The organism is Moorena sp. SIO4E2 (assembly GCF_010671945.1).
Lineage (GTDB): Bacteria > Cyanobacteriota > Cyanobacteriia > Cyanobacteriales > Coleofasciculaceae > Moorena > Moorena producens.
In genome coordinates, this window is the sequence record NZ_JAAHIE010001447.1 from 1 (window position 1) to 1,006 (window position 1,006).

Consider the following 1,006-nt stretch of genomic DNA (forward strand, 5'->3'; position numbering starts at 1 on the left):
AATTTGATATAGTTCACACCAGCGCCGCACTCCATGAAATGACCCCTGAGGTGTTGCAGCAGATTATTCAGGAAGTTTACCGGGTGCTTAAACCAGGAGGAGTATTTACCCTAGTGGATTTGCACAAACCAACTAATGTTTTGTTTTGGCCAGGGTTAGCGGTATTTATGTGGTTGTTTGAGACCCAGACAGCTTGGCAATTACTGGAGACTGACTTGGTCAAGGGGCTTGAGGAAGCGGGGTTTAAGGTATGCGATCGCTCTTTGTACGCAGGTGGTAGTTTACAGGTGATTCAGGTTACGAAAGCGTAAAGGCCGACAGTAACCAAAAAACCTACCCGAAGGGAAGGCCAAGGGCCAACAACCTTCAACCTTCAACCTTCAACCTTCAACCTTCAACCTTCAACCTTCAACCTTCAACCTTAATTTTTTAAGTCTACCCTACACCGAATCGCCAAAGGCGAACAACCAAATAACCTTCAACTATACAGCTGACCTACATATTCCCCATAACCGTTGTAAAGTAGGGTGGGTCGTTTGTCCCAGGATAAGTTAGGACCGCTACTGATGAATTTTTCTGTAGCTTGTGACCATCTGGGGTGAGGCTTATTGGGGTTAACATTTGCCTCAAAGTCATATTCATAGGAATTAATAGTATTCCAGTAGGTAGCTGGCTGGTTAGCTAAAAACTCGACTTTGACTATAGATTTTGCTCCTTTAAAACCATATTTCCAGGGCACTACCATGCGAATAGGAGCACCATGCTGCTTGGGTAATAGATGACCGTAAATACCAATAGCAAAAAAAGCTAGTTCGTTAGCCATTTCCTCAACACGTAAACTTTCGGTATAAGGCCAAGGTAAGGAACCAAGGTGTATGCCTGGACCAGTAGTAATTTTGCGGTCATAATAGGAGGTAAATCGCACAAATTTAGCCTCTGAAGTAGGTTCTACTGCTTTGATCAGCGCTTTCATGGGAAATCCGATCCAGGGTAGCACCATTGACCA

2 protein-coding genes are annotated in these 1,006 nt (G+C 44.2%); one reads left to right on the top strand and one right to left on the bottom strand.

What is annotated here, in order from left to right; genetic code table 11:
• On the top strand, positions 1-311 hold a 311-nt coding region (locus F6K37_RS44385; protein WP_287257476.1), incomplete at its 5' end, for a methyltransferase domain-containing protein.
• Between the two features lie 167 nt (positions 312-478).
• On the opposite strand, the gene msrP is transcribed toward F6K37_RS44385, so the two are convergent.
• Positions 479-1,006 (bottom strand): protein-methionine-sulfoxide reductase catalytic subunit MsrP (gene msrP, locus F6K37_RS44390; protein WP_287257477.1); only part of this gene is annotated, 528 nt, incomplete at its 5' end.